Source organism: Rhizobium sp. 11_C7_N12_5, from assembly GCF_051811145.1.
Classification (GTDB): domain Bacteria; phylum Pseudomonadota; class Alphaproteobacteria; order Rhizobiales; family Rhizobiaceae; genus Rhizobium; species Rhizobium lusitanum.
Map to the genome: position 1 here is coordinate 2,385,305 of NZ_JBPWPY010000001.1, position 16,916 is coordinate 2,402,220.

16 protein-coding genes are annotated in these 16,916 nt (G+C 59.9%); 7 read left to right on the forward strand and 9 right to left on the reverse strand.

Annotated elements, in window-relative coordinates:
• Positions 1-155: 155 nt before the first annotated feature.
• The 5 genes from AB8B29_RS11785 to AB8B29_RS11805 all read right to left on the reverse strand — a co-directional run bounded on the left by AB8B29_RS11785 (position 156) and on the right by AB8B29_RS11805 (position 7,857).
• Entirely contained in the window at positions 156-2,582 is a 2,427-nt protein-coding gene (locus tag AB8B29_RS11785) for an FAD-dependent oxidoreductase (RefSeq protein ID WP_113118450.1), read from the reverse strand.
• A gap of 219 nt (positions 2,583-2,801) precedes the next feature.
• A complete protein-coding gene (locus AB8B29_RS11790; protein WP_047562924.1) occupies positions 2,802-3,356 on the reverse strand; it encodes a sarcosine oxidase subunit gamma family protein in 555 nt (184 codons plus the stop codon).
• Positions 3,357-3,363: 7 nt separating this feature from the next.
• Positions 3,364-6,321: a sarcosine oxidase subunit alpha family protein gene (locus AB8B29_RS11795; RefSeq protein ID WP_113118449.1), complete on the reverse strand. Its 2,958-nt coding sequence runs from the start codon at positions 6,319-6,321 to the stop codon at positions 3,364-3,366.
• On the reverse strand, positions 6,318-6,593 hold the full coding sequence (locus tag AB8B29_RS11800) for a sarcosine oxidase subunit delta (RefSeq protein ID WP_034503810.1): 276 nt from the start codon (positions 6,591-6,593) through the stop codon (positions 6,318-6,320). Before AB8B29_RS11800 ends, AB8B29_RS11795 begins: the two co-directional genes overlap by 4 nt.
• A gap of 13 nt (positions 6,594-6,606) precedes the next feature.
• Entirely contained in the window at positions 6,607-7,857 is a 1,251-nt protein-coding gene (locus tag AB8B29_RS11805; RefSeq protein WP_037195439.1) for a sarcosine oxidase subunit beta family protein, read from the reverse strand.
• Between the two features lie 328 nt (positions 7,858-8,185).
• Here AB8B29_RS11805 and cysQ point away from each other — a divergent pair, with 328 nt between their 5' ends.
• The 4 genes from cysQ to AB8B29_RS11825 all read left to right on the forward strand — a co-directional run bounded on the left by cysQ (position 8,186) and on the right by AB8B29_RS11825 (position 10,706).
• Complete coding sequence (gene cysQ, locus AB8B29_RS11810) at positions 8,186-8,980, forward strand: 3'(2'),5'-bisphosphate nucleotidase CysQ (RefSeq protein ID WP_113118448.1); 795 nt, start codon at positions 8,186-8,188, stop codon at positions 8,978-8,980.
• 293 nt (positions 8,981-9,273) lie between these two features.
• Positions 9,274-9,549, forward strand: coding sequence for a CtrA inhibitor SciP (gene sciP, locus AB8B29_RS11815; RefSeq protein WP_007533628.1), 276 nt, complete (start codon positions 9,274-9,276; stop codon positions 9,547-9,549).
• Between the two features lie 216 nt (positions 9,550-9,765).
• A complete protein-coding gene (locus AB8B29_RS11820) occupies positions 9,766-10,350 on the forward strand; it encodes a hypothetical protein (RefSeq protein WP_037195224.1) in 585 nt (194 codons plus the stop codon).
• 74 nt (positions 10,351-10,424) lie between these two features.
• On the forward strand, positions 10,425-10,706 hold the full coding sequence (locus AB8B29_RS11825) for a GNAT family N-acetyltransferase (RefSeq protein WP_037195233.1): 282 nt from the start codon (positions 10,425-10,427) through the stop codon (positions 10,704-10,706).
• Between the two features lie 239 nt (positions 10,707-10,945).
• On the opposite strand, the gene AB8B29_RS11830 is transcribed toward AB8B29_RS11825, so the two are convergent.
• Positions 10,946-11,302: a hypothetical protein gene (locus tag AB8B29_RS11830; RefSeq protein ID WP_037195441.1), complete on the reverse strand. Its 357-nt coding sequence runs from the start codon at positions 11,300-11,302 to the stop codon at positions 10,946-10,948.
• 441 nt (positions 11,303-11,743) lie between these two features.
• On the opposite strand from AB8B29_RS11830, the gene ctrA reads away from it, so the two are divergent.
• Positions 11,744-12,445 carry a response regulator transcription factor CtrA gene (gene ctrA / locus AB8B29_RS11835; RefSeq protein WP_037195234.1) on the forward strand — a complete coding sequence of 234 codons (702 nt, stop codon included), beginning with the start codon at positions 11,744-11,746 and terminating at the stop codon, positions 12,443-12,445.
• 134 nt (positions 12,446-12,579) lie between these two features.
• Here ctrA and AB8B29_RS11840 read toward each other — a convergent pair whose 3' ends face one another.
• Positions 12,580-12,942: a response regulator gene (locus tag AB8B29_RS11840; protein ID WP_034503804.1), complete on the reverse strand. Its 363-nt coding sequence runs from the start codon at positions 12,940-12,942 to the stop codon at positions 12,580-12,582.
• A 205-nt stretch (positions 12,943-13,147) separates the two neighbouring features.
• The gene (gene chpT / locus AB8B29_RS11845; protein ID WP_037195238.1) at positions 13,148-13,795 is read right to left on the reverse strand and encodes a histidine phosphotransferase ChpT; all 648 of its coding nucleotides are present in this window, start codon (positions 13,793-13,795) and stop codon (positions 13,148-13,150) included.
• Positions 13,796-14,072: 277 nt separating this feature from the next.
• Between chpT and AB8B29_RS11850 the strand changes: the two genes are divergently transcribed.
• Positions 14,073-14,684 (forward strand): DUF1134 domain-containing protein, encoded by a 612-nt coding sequence (locus tag AB8B29_RS11850; protein WP_051963398.1) that lies wholly within the window; start codon positions 14,073-14,075, stop codon positions 14,682-14,684.
• A 182-nt stretch (positions 14,685-14,866) separates the two neighbouring features.
• The gene (locus AB8B29_RS11855; protein WP_047562401.1) at positions 14,867-16,060 is read left to right on the forward strand and encodes a hypothetical protein; all 1,194 of its coding nucleotides are present in this window, start codon (positions 14,867-14,869) and stop codon (positions 16,058-16,060) included.
• A gap of 21 nt (positions 16,061-16,081) precedes the next feature.
• Here AB8B29_RS11855 and AB8B29_RS11860 read toward each other — a convergent pair whose 3' ends face one another.
• Entirely contained in the window at positions 16,082-16,912 is an 831-nt protein-coding gene (locus AB8B29_RS11860) for a TrmH family RNA methyltransferase (protein WP_047562400.1), read from the reverse strand.
• Positions 16,913-16,916 lie beyond the last annotated feature (4 nt).

Sequence of the window (16,916 nt, forward strand, 5' to 3'; positions counted from 1 at the left end):
GCGCACTGGCGCAAATCAGGCCAAAAATGATATAAAAGCGGCATCCCCTGCCTCAAAAAATAGCCAAAATGATCAACAAGGGAATTTTCGCTGAAGAGCTTTTGTCAGCGGCAGGCCCTCTGCGGGGCCTACCAGTTTCGCTTTCACAAGCATAACTAGGCTCGCATGCGCGCTCCGTCGGCATCGAACAGGGGCTCCGCCTGCAGGTTCGCAGGCAAGAGTTCGCCAAGCAGTTCTATCGACCAGCCCTGTGTCTCATCGGCAATTTCCTTCGGAACATAACCGACGGCAACCGAGAGACCGGAGGCATGAGCATATCCGCCAGACGTGACCCAGCCACAGACCGCGCCATTGTGGTAGATCGGCTCGTCGCCGATGACATCGGCATCCCTCGCCTTGAGGATGAAGGTTTTCAGCCGCAGTGCCCCGCCTTCCGACTTCTCCTTTGTTGCAGCCGCCTTGCCTATGAAGTCGGCCGGCTTGGAAAGCGCCACGAAGCGGCCAAGGCCGGCCTCGAAGGGGCCGTAAAGCGGCCGGTATTCGCGCGCCCAGCTGCCATAGGACTTATCGAGACGCAGCGCATTCAGCGCCCTCAAGCCGAACAGCCGTATGCCGAATTCGGCTCCCTCCTCCATCAGGAGATCGAAGATGTAGCGCTGATGTTCCGGCTTCATCCATATCTCGTATCCCAGGTCGCCCGTATAGGAGACGCGTCCGACGATGGCGGACGCCATGCCGATATCCATGCGCCGGATGGACATGAAGGGAAAGGCGTCGGTCGAAAGGTCCTGATGCGTCAGCTTCTGCAGCAATCTGCGGGCATTCGGACCGGCGATCGAGAGGCCGAGAAGCGACAGGCCCAGCGGTTTCAGCTCGACCGAGCCGTCCTTGGGCAGCAGGCTTTCGAACCAGCGCATATGATAGGCTTCCGCGATACCTGAGCCGATGAGGAGGAAATCGCCCTCGCCGAGCTTTGCCAGCGTGAAATCGCCGATGAGTTTGCCGTCATGCTTCAGCATCGGCGCCAGCGTCATGCGGCCGACGGCCGGAATGCGGCAGGTGAGCAACCTGTCGAGGAAAGCTTCCGCCCCCGGCCCCTTGACCGAATATTTGGCAAAGCCCGAAGTCTCCATCAGGCCGACACTCTCGCGCACCGCCTTCGCTTCGGCGCCGACGACGTCGAAGTCGTTGGAGCGGCGCCAGGAGAATTGGTCCACCTCGCCCTGCGGAGCAAACCACAGCGCCTGCTCGAGACCGTAGTAAGCTCCGAAGACGCCGCCTGCCTCCTTTAGTTTGTCGTAGATCGGCGTCGTCAGCAGCGGACGCGCGGCCGGCAGTTCCTCGTTCGGATAGCGGATGGAGAAGCGCCGGGCATAGTTCTCGCGCACCTTGGCGTTCGTATAGGCAAGCGTCGCATAGTCGCCGTAGCGGGAGACGTCCATGGCAAAGACATCGAAGCCCGGATCGCCATAGATCATCCAGTTGGCGAGCGCCAGCCCGACGCCGCCGCCCTGGCTGAAGCCGGCCATGACGGCGCAGGCCGACCAATAGTTCCTGAGCCCGCGCACGGGACCGACAAGCGGGTTGCCATCAGGCGAAAAGGTGAACGGGCCGTTGATGATCTTCTTGATGCCGGCATTGTTGAAGGCCGGAAAATGGCGGAAGCCGACTTCCAGTTCCGGCGTGATGCGCTCGATATCCTCGGCGAGCAGCTCGTGGCCGAAATCCCAGGGCGTCGTCAGCGGCGACCAGGGGCGACATGCCTTCTCATAGGTGCCCATCAGCATGCCCTGCCGCTCCTGGCGGAGATAGATCTCGCCATCGAAATCGACGCAGTGCATCAGTTCCTTGCCGGTGGTCTTGTTGAAGTCGATCACCTCTGGCATGTCCTCGGTGATCAGATACATGTGCTCCATGGCGAGCACGGGAAGCTCCAGCCCGACCATGCGGCCGACTTCGCGCGCCCAGAGACCGGCGGCGTTGACGACATGCTCGGCGATGATCTCGCCCTGGTTGGTGATGACGCGCCAGGAACCGTCCTCGCGCTGCACCAGCTCTTCCACCTTGGTATGCAGATAGATGTCGGCACCGTTCTTCTTCGCCGAACGGGCATAGGCATGCGTGGTGCCATAAGGATCGAGATGGCCTTCGACGGGATCGTAGAGAGCGCCGACGAACTGATCGGGATCGAGAAGCGGCATCATCTCATGCGCTTCCCTGGGCGTCAGCAGGGTCGCCTCCAGGCCGTTATAGCGTCCCTTGGCAAGGATCGACTTCAGCCAGTCGAAGCGCTGCGGCGTCGCCGCCAGCATAAGGCCCGAGGTCAAATGCAGCCCGATGTCCTGGCCCGAATACTCCTCGATCTCCTTGTAGAGCTCGACCGTATATTTCTGCAGCTTGGCGACATTCGGGTCGCCGTTGATCGTATGCATGCCACCGGCGGCATGCCAGGTCGAACCGGAGGTCAGTTCGGAACGTTCGAGCAGCACCACATCCGTCCAGCCGAACTTCGTCAGGTGATAGAGCACCGAACATCCGACGACACCGCCACCGATGACGACGACCTTGGCATGGCTTTTCATCTAGGAATCCCCTGTTTTCAGCACGAAGTCGCCGGGTGTTTTCCCGTATGACCGGCCGCATTTGCAGGGCAGCCTAGAGACTATCCGGGAAGCCAAATAGCCCGAACTGCGAAACCGATATGTCTGTTTGCGCCATCGCAATTGTTCGGATCGCGCCATCGCTTTTCGAAGACACAAATCGATCGGCAAGGCATTCGAGGTCCGGCGGCCTATGGCTTTTCAGTCGGCAAAACCGGCCGTCAGGGCAAATTCGCGCCCCATCTCCATGATCTCCTCGAACACGCTGCCGGCATAGGAGCGAGGGATGATGATCTCGAAGCGGTCAGGGCCGGTGCGGGCGACATTGGCGCTGACATGGCAGCACAACATGCTGGCCGACTGGCCCTCGGCGAAAACCTGCGGATGCAGGTCGACGGCCATGCATTTCGCCAGGATACGGCGAACGCTGGGGCCGGACATACGAAGCAACACCCGGCCGTCGCTCTGCTCGAAGAAGGAAACGCGGGCAGGATCGAGCGTGAAGAGATCCCGCGCCACACTCTCGACACCAAGCGTCTCCGACAGAACAAGCCATTCTCTCGGCCCGACGTCGCGAACCGACACATCGTCAATCGCCTTCAGGCCGGCCAGAACCCAATCCTTTTCGCCGGCCTTGCCAAGCACCGAGAAGATGACCGGCCGGCGGACAACGGCAAGATGATTCGGATTGGGGGCAGCCTCGAAGCCGGAAATGTGATCTTCCAGCACATGTCTGTTTTGATACGCGACGCTCATTAATCCCTCACCCGAAAAGCTTCTTGTTGTCAGCATCGACGAAGACCGGGGTGCAGACCTCCGCCGGCACTTCCTCGCCGCGCAACCCGTCCCAGACGACCACATGCTCGCCGATCCGTTCCCGGCCCGACTTCAGGAACGCCAGAGCGATGGAATGGCCGAGAACGGGCGAGAAGCAAGCCGAGGAGACATGACCCTGATCGTTCGCGGTCGACGGCCTGGCGCCTTCCCTCAACAGATGCGCGCCGGCATGAATCTCCTTCGTCGTATCGAGCGGCTTCAGGCCGACGAGCTGCACGCGGTCGGCCGCAGTCAATCCGAAGCGGGTGGACAATCTCTTGCCGATGAAATCCGGCTTCTGCGTCGCCATCATCCGGCCAAGCCCGACATCGTCGGGCGTCGTGCGGCCGTCCAGCTCGTTATGAGTGACATGGCCCTTCTCGATGCGCAGCACGTTGAGGGCTTCGACGCCATAGGCGCAGATGCCATGCGCCTTGCCGGCCTCCATGATCGCATCCGCGACGGCCTCGCCATAGCCGGCAGGAACCGCAAGCTCGTAGGCAAGCTCGCCGGAGAAGGAGATGCGGAACAGGCGCGCCTTGAGGCCGCCCTTAAGCATGACTTCGGCGGCAGCGAGGAACGGGAAGAACGCATCGGAAATATCGTCCTCGACGATCTGTTCCAGCACCAGCCGCGCCTTCGGCCCGGCAATCGCCATCTGCGCCCATTGATCGGATGAGGAGACGAAGCGAACGTCGAGCTGCGGCCAGAGCGTCTGCGCGCAGAATTCCATATGCGTCATCACTTCGCCGGCCATCGCGGTCGTGGTGGTGAGGAAGAAGTGATCGGGCGTCAGCCGGCTCGTCGTTCCGTCGTCGAAGACGATGCCATCCTCGCGCAACATCAACCCGTAGCGCGCTTTGCCGATCGGCAGCTTCAGGAAGGCATTGGAATAGAGGCGATTGAGAAATTCCGCGGCATCCTTGCCGAAAACCTCGATCTTGCCGAGCGTCGACACATCGCAAAGGCCGACATTGTTGCGGACGTTCAAGACTTCGCGATCGACGCTGTCACGCCAACCCTTTTCGCCCGTCCGCGCAAACCAGGACGAACGATACCAGAGGCCGGCCTCGACGAAAGTCGCGCCATTCTTCTTTGCCCAGCCGTGCAGCGGCGATTCCCGCACCGGCTGCGCGTGTTTGTCGCGCGCCGTGCCCGCCAGCGCGCCGAAGGAGACAGGGGTGTAGAACGGCCGGAACGTTGTCGTGCCGACGGCGGCAGGACTGACGCCGCGCATGCCGGCGATGATGCCGGCGGCGTTCACGTTGCCGAGCTTGCCCTGATCGGTCGCCATGCCGCTGGTCGTGTAGCGCTTGGCGTGCTCCACATGGCCGAAGCCCTCACGCAGGGCAAGACCGAGATCCTTGGTATGGACGTCGTTCTGAAAATCCACGAACGCCTTGTCCTTGGCGCCGGGCACATGCCAGATCGCCGCGAAGGACGGATCATAGTCCCCCTCGACCTCGGGGACATCCGCCGCATGAACAGTGCGGCCGAGACTTTCGACAATCTTCCGCGCCTTTTCCACACCATCGGCGAGACAGCCGGAAACGCTCTCGATGCCCGCAGCCGATCCGGCAATCTCCAGCTCGCCGCCAACTGTTGGCGCCATGAATGCCTGGCTCTCGTCCGACCAGACCGGCTTGGCGCCGCGCTGGCAAGCAAGATGGATGATCGGCGACCAGCCACCCGACATGGCGAGCGCATCGCAGGCAATGAGTTCATCCAGGCCGCCGCGATCGGCGATGACGCCGCTGATGCGATATTTGCCCTTGGTCGCGTGGACGCTCGCCCCATGCACGACGCGAACACCTTGCGGCGCAACGTCGGAAGAGGCGGCGCGCGTATCCATGATCGCCGAAATCTCGACGCCGGCCGCCGCCATGTCGAGCGCTGTGCGATAGCCCGAGCCGCCATTGGTGAACACGGCCACCTTCTGACCCGCAACGACGCCGTAGCGATTGAGATAGCTGCGCATGGCACCGGCCACCATCACGCCGGGGCGGTCGTTGCCGCCGAAAACCAAGGGCCGTTCCTCCGCGCCGGAGGCAAGAATGGCGCGCTTGGCTGCGATACGCCACAGACGCTCGACCGGCAGATCGGGCGACGGCGTCGCGACATGCTTCTGCACCTTCTCGACCGCACCGAAGACATTGCCGTCATACCAGCCGAAGACTGTCGTACGTGGCATCAGGGTGACACTCTCGAAACCTTGCAGCTCCTCCAGCGTCGCCTGAACGAAGACATCGGCCGACGCGCCGCCGATCGAGACCCTTTCCGACAACAGCGAGCCACCCAGACGGAAGCCCTCATCGGCGAGGACCACGCGCAGGCCGGCACGCGCCGCGGTCAGCGCTGCCATCAATCCGGCAGGACCAGAGCCGATAACAAGCAGATCGCAATGCGCCCAGGCTTTCTCATAGCGATCCGGATCGGCCTGCATGACTGCCTTGCCGAGGCCGGCGGCGCGGCGAATCAGCGGCTCATAGACCTTCTCCCAGAAGGCTGCCGGCCACATGAATGTCTTGTAGTAGAAGCCCGCGCCGAGGAAGGGCGACAACAGGCCGTTGAGCGAGCCGAGATCATATTTCAGCGACGGCCAGCGGTTCTGGCTGGCAGCCGTCATGCCCTGATAGAGTTCGGCGACGGTGGCTCGTGTATTCGGCTCCGTGCGCCCGTCCTTGCCGATGGTGACGAGCGCATTGGGTTCAGCCGAACCTGCCGTCAGGATGCCGCGCGGCCGGTGATATTTGAAGCTGCGTGCGACGAGCAGCTGATCATTGGCAAGGAGAGCGGCGGCGAGCGTATCGCCCTCCAGGCCCCTCATATCCTTGCCGTCGAATTTGAAGGAAAGCGGGCGGCTGCGATTGACGAGCCCGCCGGTCGACAGACGATAGGCCGTCATTGCGCCGCCTCCCTTGCCTTGTCCTCGGCATCGGTGACGGAAAAGACCTCGTGGGTGATGTTGCTGCGCTCAACGACCAGCCAGCGGCGGCAGCCCGCCGCGTGATGCCAGTATTCGAGAATCCGTCCCCGCTCGTTGTCGCGGATATGGACATAGCGATGCCAATCCTCATCCGGAGCCGAAGGAGCCGGACGGGCGACGGACGCGCCGCGAATGGAGAATTCTTCCTTCGGTCGCATGCCACAATGCGGGCAGTTGATCAAGCTTGCCATTGGTTTCGTGCCCTCAATGCAGGTTCGGCTGCGGACCCTTGCCGCTTTCGTCCAGCGCGAAGCCGCGCTCGAAGCGGTCGAGACGCAGGAGACGGCTGACTTCGTGGCTTTCGCCCTTGGCGATCAAGTGCGCGAAGCAGAAGCCCGAAGCCGGCGTCGCTTTGAAGCCGCCATAGTTCCAGCCGCAGTTCAGATAGAGATTGTCGATCGGCGTGCGGTCGATGATCGGCGAGCCATCCATGCTCATATCCATGACGCCGCCCCAGGTGCGCAGCACGCGCACACGCGACAGGCCGGGAATGAGCGCCACCCCCTCCTCCATCGTATGCTCGACGGTGGCGAGGTTGCCGCGCTGGGCGTAGGAGCTGTAGTAATCGATATCGGCCCCGAAGACCAAGCCGCCCTTGTCCGACTGCGAGATATAGAAGTGCCCCGCTCCATAGGTGATGACGTTGTCGATGACAGGCTTCAGCCCTTCGGAGACGAAGGCCTGAAGCACATGGGTTTCGATCGGCAATTCCAGATCGGCCATATTACCCAGGATCGAGGTATGACCGGCCGCCGCCAGCGCCAGCTTGTTGCAGCCGATGAAGCCGCGGTTCGTTTCCACCCCGGTCACAACGCCAGCCTCGCGGCGGATGCCGATCACCTCGCATTGCTGGATGAGATCGACGCCGCGGCTGTCGGCGCCGCGCGCATAGCCCCAGGCGACGGCATCGTGGCGTGCCGTGCCGCCGCGCCGCTGCAGCAGGCCGCCGAGGATCGGAAAGCGCGCATGGTCGAAATTCAGGTAGGGCATCATCCGGCGCACCTGCTCGCGGCTCAAAAGCTCCGCATCGACGCCATGCATACGCATGGCATTGCCGCGACGGGCATAGGCATCGCGCTGGCCGTCGGAATGGAAGAGGTTGACGATGCCGCGCTGGGAGACCATGGCATTATAGTTGAAATCCTGCTCCAGCCCTTCCCAGAGCTGCATCGAGAATTCGTAGAAAGGTTCATTGCCCGGCAAGAGGTAATTGGAGCGGATGATCGTGGTGTTGCGGCCGACATTGCCGGAGCCAATATAGTTCTTTTCCAGCACCGCGACGTTGGTGATGCCGAATTCCTTGGCGAGATAATAAGCCGTCGCCAGCCCATGCCCGCCGCCGCCGACGATGATCACGTCGTAATGCGATTTTGGCTCCGGCGTCCGCCACACCGGCTGCCAATGGCGGTTGCCTGAAAACGCCTGTTTTAGAAGCTGATATGCCGAATATCGCATGCATTCATCCCGATCATTACCCGGCCGCACATTCGCATATGCAATAAAAACGACAAGTCCCGGAAAGACGAAAAAGATTCGCAAACAGAACATGTTCTTTTCCGAATGCGCAGGAGAAGCCGATGATTGTCTCCGGAAGATCACGCCTCGCAGGTCAATGATTTTAGCGGCGACGCAAGCACGCAAAGCGCTGTTGCGAAACCTCGGTTCAGGCGCTAAGCCGAAACGAGCCGGATCTTTTGAAGTCTAAATTTCACAATCGAGACTTACTATCTATAATGTCCGGAAACTTGAACCGCGGACACGGTGCGGAAAGACGAACAGGCAGATGCTTGCAACATTCGAAAGAGCAGCGCTCGAAGCGGGGAAGGCTATATTGGAGGTCTACCGCGCCGGCTACGCCGTCGCCTTGAAACAGGATATGAGCCCTGTAACCCTTGCAGACGAGCGCGCGGAACACATCATCCTCGAACATCTCGCGCGCGATTTTCCGAACATACCGGCCATTGCCGAGGAATCGGTGTCCGCCGGCAGAGTTCCGGATGTTCGCGGCCGCTCCTTCTTCCTTGTCGACCCGCTCGACGGCACGCGCGAATTCATCGAGCATCGTGACGAATTCACCGTCAACATCGCCTATATAAAGAATGGCGTTCCCGTTGCCGGGATCGTCTATGCCCCCGCACTCGGAATAGCCTTCACCGGCGAGCAAGGCAGAGCCCGCAAGTTGATCATCGACGATCATTTTGCCGTCGCCGACCGCCTGACCATCGCCGTGCGCGCACGGCCGGTCAATCTGACCGCGCTTGCCAGCCGCTGCAACAGCAATGAAAGGACCGAAAGCTTCCTTTCGGACAATGCGGTTGCCGCCTGCACGTCGATCGGCTCATCGCTGAAATTCTGCCTGGTTGCCGAAGGCAAGGCCGATGTCTATCCGCGTTTCGCGCGCACCATGGAGTGGGATACCGCAGCCGGCGACGCCGTCTTGCGCGCAGCGGGCGGCGCTACCGTGACGGTCGATGGCCGTCCCCTGGCCTATGGCAAGATCGACCAGAGCGAAGATAGCGACTTTGCAAACCCGCACTTCATCTGTTGGGGCGGCAAGAAGAGCGCCATACACGCTTAAGAGCGCTTTTTTCGAAAGAAAGATCCCCTTTGACGCAACCGGACAACAAAGCCGGCGCAGGGATTTTTGATCCAAAAGCGTAAGTTTTCACTGACAAAAAATGATAGGATGAAAGCTGTTTCCCCTGAAATAACAGGGGATTATCCGGCGTTTTCTCTCTTCGGCCAAAGGCAAATCAGTTGCCGGCCACATTTCTTAAAATTCTTAGCAAAGTCTTACTATGTGCTTAGGCAATTTTTAAATGTGGCAAGATAGAGTGCCACTCGTGGTCTTGAGTGTGTGTAGAGAGTCCAATGACCGAAATGATACGTCCCCGAGTGAAGTATGTCATCGGCCCCGATGGCAGCCCGCTTACGATAGCCGACCTTCCGCCGCCGAATACGCGCCGCTGGGTCATCCGTCGTAAGGCAGAGGTTGTTGCCGCTGTGCGTGGTGGTCTGCTCAGCTTGGAAGAAGCCTGCGAACGTTATACGTTGACCGTCGAAGAGTTCCTCTCCTGGCAGTCGTCCATCAACAGCCATGGCCTTGCCGGCCTGCGGACGACCCGCATACAGCAGTATCGCCACTGACAACAGCGACAGACACGACCTTTATCTGATCTTTGGTTCGGGCCTCCTTCACCCCAAATGGGACGGAAAGAGGCCCGAATTATTTGGCTGAAGCCGCCTTGAGACGAGATTGTCGGTCTCCCTGCAAGCAGGCGCCGACGATGCATCCATCTTAAGATTTCCGCATGGTGCTCCCGCGATGCGTGTCACAGATGCGTGTTACAGGATCCTGGCCAAATGAAGGGTTCAGGCCACTTGCTGCGTCACACGCTACCCACGGTGATTACCCATAATTTCCATCCAGAACGGGGTGCGTTCCACAACGTCTGCGGTCTGCCGCGAGAAGATGCCGAGCGGATCGTCGCCTCGATCCGGCATGGCGGGCATTCCTATCTCAAGGAAAATTATCTGACGCGGCGGTTGCACACTGAAAATTGGCTCATAGCGGAACGCGCCCGAAAGATCGGCGAAACACCCCTCGCCCGCCCCATCTATTTCTTCCTTGGCGACATGGCCGACGGATGGGACAGATCTCGCCCTGCATCTGCTGTCCTTCCGCTCGCCCTGTTCGATCCTCGCACGATCACATTCACCTTTCCCGATAGCATGGCAAGCTGCCCACACATACGCCCGGCGAGCCCTTCCGACAAATCATGGCATGGGCACGTTTTCACCCTTGCAGAGATCACGCAGGTAGTCGCTCGCTACGGCTTCCCCGACCCGACGCTGTCGAGAGATCGACGCGGACCGGATGCCTTCATCGAAGTTCAGGTATGGGACGATCGTCCGCTTGTTGAAATTCGCCGACAGGCCGGACCATGATGCAGCATTCAACGGTTGGCAGCTTGCCGAACCCATGCAATCTTCGCCGCATGGAACGATCAGGGAGATAAGCCATGGATATCCGCAACGAAGACAATGCGTCGGGCGGCCGTTACGTCGCGACCGTCGAGGGTCATGAGGCGGAAATGACGTTTTCCCGCGCCTCCCCCCAGCTCATCATCGTCGATCATACCGGCGTGCCGGACGCCCTGCGCGGCAAGGGGGTCGGTCAGGCGCTGGCTCTTCACGCCGTCGAGGAAGCCCGCCGCGGTGGCTGGAAAATCATTCCGCTCTGCCCCTTCTTCAAGGCGCAGGCGCAACGCCATGATGACTGGCGCGACGTCGTCAATCTCTAGGCAGTGGTGTCAAACAAGGATTCGCTGGTGTGTCCAGGCAAACGCCGGATGCAGGAATGCCCGGCAGATGCCCATATCGACACAGGCGAAAATACAAAAAGCCCCGCATGACCGGCCCTGTCACGGCCGGTCATGCGCGGCTTTTGTGCCGCCTCTGTCTTATCCCGCATATTCCGAGGAAGGCCCCGTGTCGGGGTGGAATGATGCGTGGATCAAAAGAGGACGACGAAATCGCGACCTCAGGCGCGCGCCCTTGCGGGGCCCGAACCGTCACGCTCCTCGAGCGCTGCGGCCTTGGCATATTCAGCCTGCATTTCCTCAAGCGAATATTCCAACGCCTCTTCCTGAACCTGAAGCTCCCGGATCGACACCTGCAGGTTGTCCGCGCGTTGGCGGGCGGCCTTGGCAAAGGTCGGGTAAGCAAAGTGGTTAGGGTCAGAAATGCCGGACTTTTTCTCTTCCAGCACGATCTGGCTCTCCAGATCCTTCGTCATGCGGTCAAATTCCGCCATCATCATCTGCAACTGCTGCAGCTGACGGCGTTTTTCGTTCACCTGAAACTCTTTCAGGCGAACTAGGCTCTCACGTGACTTCATACGCATTACTCCCGTGATGCGAGACCCCGGCTCTCGGTATTTCCGCCCGCCAAACCGGTTTTAAACGACTTGGTTAAAAAAATTTCCAGCGATCTTAATAAAAACCTACCGCTGGTAACCTTTCGTTTACGGGCATCGTTAATGATAGGCGTAATGATTTAAGGGTCAGTAAATGCCGGGGTCGGAATTCGATATGTCGGCATTGATGAGTCAGATGAATCACTTGGCGTGAGTTCCTAATGCGATACTTTAGAAACGGATATTGCTGATTGTCGTTGGAAAACAGTGCAATGGAAAAATTATTTAATAAATTCGATACGACTTGCCAGAGTGAATCAGAATTTGTTAACCATTCCATGGCAGCTTCCAAATCAAGCAGTGATTTGATCGGTATCGCGTAAGGGGGCTGACGACCTTTCGGCGGCGGTAAAGGGGACAATTATGCGGGTTCTACTCATTGAAGACGACAGCGCGACAGCGCAGAGCATCGAATTGATGCTCAAGTCCGAAAGTTTCAACGTCTATACCACCGATCTCGGTGAGGAAGGCGTCGATCTCGGAAAGCTTTACGACTACGACATCATTCTGCTCGATCTCAACCTTCCCGATATGTCCGGCTACGAAGTGCTGCGCACGCTGCGCCTTTCGAAGGTCAAGACGCCGATCCTCATCCTCTCCGGCATGGCCGGCATCGAAGATAAGGTTCGCGGTCTCGGCTTCGGTGCTGACGACTATATGACCAAACCCTTTCATAAGGATGAATTGGTCGCACGCATCCACGCTATCGTTCGCCGCTCCAAGGGCCATGCCCAGTCGGTGATCATGACCGGCGAGCTCATCGTCAATCTCGACGCCAAAACAGTCGAAGTCGGCGGCCAGCGTGTGCATCTGACCGGCAAGGAATACCAGATGCTGGAGCTGCTCTCGCTTCGCAAGGGCACGACGCTCACCAAGGAAATGTTCCTGAACCATCTTTATGGTGGCATGGACGAACCTGAACTGAAGATCATCGACGTCTTCATCTGCAAGCTGCGCAAGAAGCTCGCCAATGCCGCCGGTGGCGCCAACTACATCGAAACCGTCTGGGGCCGCGGCTATGTGCTGCGCGAGCCCGACGCCAGCGATTTCGCCGAAAGCGCCTGAGCCGCCGCCCCGCCATTGCCGCCCGTGCATCGAAATCCCGCCTTTGAGGCGGGATTTTTTGTTGGCGGTGCCGAAAAAAATAAAAGCCGCCCCGAACGGACGGCTGTCATTATTTCGATAATCCTCAGCGGGAACTAGGCGGCGATGGCGCGATTGCCGAAGATCGCCGTCAAGATCTTGCGGTCGAAGGGTTTCAACAGGAAGTCCGTAGCGCCAGCCCGCTTTCCAGCCATCAGCTTGCGCAGGTCCGCTTCGACGACACAATAGTAGATCTTCACGTCCTTGCCGTTCGGCATGGCACGGATGCTGGCAATCAGCTCGAGCGCGCCTTCCATGCCGGCGTCGACAATCAAATAGTCCGGGATCTCGGCCTCGCAACGCATCAGGGCTTCACGGGCATCACCGGCCTCGCTCACCAGGAAATCCAGTTCGGATAGAATTCGCTTGCCGACCTTGCGTACGACATCCGATGTATCCGTTATCATGAACCGCTGCATGTGTGCGCTCCTTAGCGTCAGTTGCCGAGACCTGAACGACAACTTCAAATTGGAACGATAGGATCAGCAAGCTAAGGATTCGTTACCGCTATGTTGTCAATTGCGCGGACAACCGGAAGATTGCAAAAATATCGAATGCACGAAAAGATAATCCCGCGACCGCCATTCGGCCGCGGGTCAAGACATGCAGCTATCAAGAATCCGTCTACGCGGCCGGTATGAGCGCGGTGAAGGTGAGCTCTTCCGGCGTCGCATTGTAGGAGAGCTCCATTCCGCTCTCGTCGGCGAGAAGCACCGTGTAATAGGGCTGGATCGAATGGGCGTCGATTGCCTCTTCCAGCGTGCCCGAGCAGATTTCCGCAAATTTCGGCGGCACACGCATCAGCCGCCCCTTGACGGTGATCGTGAACTTGGCCTCGAGTTCGGGATTTTCCAGCATCACCTCGATATTGCCACCACGCGGAATCGCGCTGTAGGCGACGAGGAAAAGGTTGAGCAGCAACTTCACGCGGTTCTTCGCGATGATGGCGCGGGGACCGACCCAGCTCACCTCGGTCTTCTTCTCCGCGGCGGCAAAATCCTTTGCGGCGCGTTCGGCTTCACCCGTGTCGATCGATGCGCCGACCGAGCCGGACGCGCCAAAAGCCAGGCGCGCGAACTTCAAGCGGACAGAGGCATTGAGCGCGCTGGTGCGGATCAGATCCATCGCATCGGCATCGGCACCACCCTCGTCGAGCAGCTCCAGGCCATTGTTGATCGCCCCGACCGGCGAGATCACGTCATGGCAAACGCGGCTGCACAGCAGCGCGGCCAGATCCGGTCCGGTCAGAGTGAGATTCGGATTCTTCGACATTCATTGTCTCCTGAATGCTGACAAGGCGAAACGCAGTAGATTCCACGTTGCCACGGTAAGGTTGCTCGAGGATTGTCGCAGCCGGTGTACCGCACGCCATAAAGACACCATATTTGGTAAACCGATTGTTAAGACCATCGACGCAAAATGCATTCATCACTATCAGACGTCTTCGCGCGCGAATCATACTGCGATGGACGGGCGGAACGGTCTGAAAGAGGGGGCGAGCCATGCTTGGCACGTCCATCGCACCGACCATGATGAACGGATGACTTTCATGCGCTATGAATTCCTGAAGAGAATGCCAAGCCCCGGCACCAGGACGCTCGGGCTCGGTCTGATCCTGGCCATTGTTGCATTCGTGAGCTTCGCATTGCCGGTCCGTCAGGCCGCTGCCGCGCCCGACAGTCAATATTCGGCGCAGGAAATCGTCGATGCCGGCCATTCCTTCTTCGGCTCCACCAGCGGCGGCCTCGCCAAGGTCATCGAGCGGGCCTTCCAGCAATATGGCCTGCCCAACGGCTACATTCTCGGCCAGGAAGGCTCGGGTGCCTTCCTCGCCGGCCTGACCTACGGCGAAGGCCAGCTGAATACCAAGAATGCCGGCGAGCATCCGCTTTATTGGCAAGGTCCTTCGCTCGGCCTCGACTACGGCGGCCAAGGCACCCGCGTCATGATGCTGGTCTATGATCTGCCGAACATTGACAGCGTCTATACCCGCTTCGGAGGCGTCAGCGGCCAGGCCTTCGTCGTCGCCGGCTTCGGAATGACTGTCTTGAAGAACAACAATATCGTGCTGGTTCCGATCCGCACCGGCCTTGGTGCCCGCCTCGGCGTCAACCTTGGCTACCTGAAGGTCACGCCCAACGCGACCTGGAATCCCTTCTGAGCATTGGCTACATCGTCTCCCAAGCAGCCGATACCTTGGCCCGCCTAGACCGCGGGCCTTTTCTTTCAGCAAATCCGGCCCACGCCGATAAACCATATCCGCTTTAAACGCTTGCCGCATGCCCAGCTCATGATTAATCATTTCATCGAGATCGAAAATAAATCCAGGATACTGGCCGCGTCGTGATTCAATTTGCTCTGTTGTTCGGATTGGGCTTTCTGACGGCCTCTCTTCTGGTCTTTCTCATCGCGCCAGCAATCCATCGTCGCATCGTCTGGTTCACCGAAAAGCGCCTGAAGGCGACCATGCCGCTGAGCCCTCAGGAAGTGCGGGCTCAGAAGGACATGGCGCGCGCGCTCTTTGCCGCCGAAAATGCCAGGACGGAGCAGGCCTTGACGCAGGAGCGCGACAAGACCGTCGCGCTGCAGATTCACAATGGCAAGCTTCAACAGGAAGCCAGCCGGCTTGCCGGCGGAAACAGCGAACTGCAGACACGCATCGACGACCTAGAGATGGAAGCCGGAGAGCTGCGCTCGCGCCTGCGGCGTGAAGAGAGCTACATCAGCCAGCTCAAGTCAGGCATTCATGTCGCGGAGCAGGCCAGTGCGGAGAAGGAAGCCGATATCGATAATCTGCGCAAGCGGATGATGAAGATGTCCGCCGATGCCGACAACCTCAAGATCGACCTTGCAACCAGGGAAACCGAAATCGAGAGTTTGAAGCTTCGCATCAATACATTGCGGGACGAACGGGATACATTGCATCGGGATCTGAACGCCGCAAGCGTACGGGCCGCGGATGCGGAGCGGTCGCTTCGTCAGGAAACCGACAAGAACAAGCGGCTGGACGAACGGCTCACCCGCGAGATCGCCGGCAGCGCCGACAAGGAGACTGCAATCGAGCGGCACGTTCAGGACGTTGTCCGCCTGAAGGAACGGCTCGAAGCCGCCGTCAAGGAATCGAGGGAAGCCAGCAAGGCGTTGCGCGCCGCCGGCATAGCGCCTCCGAAGAAGCCGGCGAAAGCGCCAAAACTCTCGGCAGTGTCCATGATCGTGAATACCGCCGACAATCAGACGAACGCGGCTGAACCGGAACGCACAGTGGAACACGATATCGCGCACATGACGGAAGAGGTCCGCAATCGGGCCGCAGCCCTTTCGGACCGCCTGCTGAAGGCCCGCACGCCGGCCCATGAGGAGGCCGTGCGCGAGGAGATCGCGACGATCGCCGCCAATATGGTGGCGCTGACCGCGCTCAAGGAAGGCAGCGCATCCCCCATCCTTGATCTTCTGCCGAAGGATAAGGTCGCTGCCGAACAGGGCGCGCGCATCAGCCTTGCCGATCGCGTGGCTGCCATGCTGCCGAAGCATCCCTAGTCCGAATAGCATGCACGGCGCTCAGATGCGCTTGATCCTCGACGCCATCTCGAAAAGCGCGATACCGCTGGCCGTCGCGACATTGAGGCTGTCGAGCCCCGGAGCCTGCGGTATCCGCACGCTGCCGAATGCGGACAGGATGTTCTGCGGCAGACCATCCCCTTCCGTGCCGACGACGAGGGCCATGCGGTCCGATGGCGGAACATCGCGAATATCGGCCTCCCCCCGCGGCGACAGGCTCCAGATCGCAAAGCCGCGATCGGCGAGCGCCGCTAGCAGATGGACGTCGCTCGACTGCCGGCAATAGGGCATGGTCAGAACGGAGCCGACGGAAACCCGGAGCGCCTTTCGATAGAGCGGGTCGCAACAGCTCTCGTCGAGCAGCACCGCATCGGCCCCGAAGACCGCCGCGTTGCGGAACATGGAACCCATATTGTCGTGGTTGGAAATGCCGCAACCGACAAGCACGAGCGCCTGTTGCGGCAGGCGGTCGAGAAACGCACTCAGTTCGCTTTCCGTCTTCCGCCGGCCAAGCGCCAGAACACCGCGATGCAGATGGAAGCCGACGATGCCGTCGAGCACCTCTGATGTCGCGACATGGACCGGAACCTCGGGAGGGAGGCCAGCAATGATGTCCGCCAGGCCGGCGACGCGGTTTTGCAGCAGCAGCACCTTTTCGGCGATGAACTCGCCGCCTGCCGCATGGGCCTCGGCAAGCAGCCGCAGCACCACCGTACCCTCGGCAATGAAGCGGTTCTCGCGACCCGTCAGATCGCGCTCGCGGATATCACGGAACTCGGCGATGCGCGGATCGTCAGGATTCGTGATCTCGATGAGCCGATCGCTCGTCATCGCG